We start from the raw sequence: 743 nt of genomic DNA, 5'->3' as shown, positions 1-743 counted from the left end.
ACCTGCCGATAATCAAGATTATCACGTTTACCAGTAACCTTATGTTACGTGCTCTTTTACAACTTGGACAAGCTGATTGTAACAAACAAAGAGAAATCTCTTAGGTAACACTCTACAAGACACATTTGGTGTAGAGGCGTATCGTACTTATTGTCATAACTGTTACGACACACTGAACGATGTTCATCGAACATAATTCTTTGGGTTGTATGGTTAAGTGACTAAGCGTACACGGTGGATGCCTAGGCAGTTGGAGGCGATGAAGGACGTACTAACTTGCGATAAGCCATGATGAGCTAGTAAGAAGCATTTGAATCATGGATTTCCGAATGGGGAAACCCACTCTGTTTACAGAGTATCTTGCACTGAATACATAGGTGTAAGAAGCGAACCCGGAGAACTGAAACATCTAAGTACCCGGAGGAAAAGAAATCAATTGAGATTCCGTTAGTAGCGGCGAGCGAACGCGGATTAGCCCTTAAGTTTATTAAGGTTTAGTGGAAGGCTCTGGAAAGTGCCGCGATACAGGGTGATAGCCCCGTACACGAAAAACCTTAGTAAGTGAAAACGAGTAGGTCGGGACACGTGTTATCTTGACTGAATATGGGGGGACCATCCTCCAAGGCTAAATACTCCCAACTGACCGATAGTGAACCAGTACCGTGAGGGAAAGGCGAAAAGAACCCCTGTGAGGGGAGTGAAATAGAACCTGAAACCGTGTACGTACAAGCAGTAGGAGCACC

1 rRNA gene is annotated in these 743 nt (G+C 44.7%); it reads left to right on the top strand.

Annotated elements, in window-relative coordinates:
- Window positions 1–211: 211 nt before the first annotated feature.
- Window positions 212–743 (top strand): 23S ribosomal RNA (locus tag CWE07_RS14285); the annotation flags it as partial.

The organism is Aliidiomarina maris (genome assembly GCF_003987335.1).
Lineage (GTDB): Bacteria > Pseudomonadota > Gammaproteobacteria > Enterobacterales > Alteromonadaceae > Aliidiomarina > Aliidiomarina maris.
This window is presented reverse-complemented; position numbering and strand designations above follow the sequence as displayed.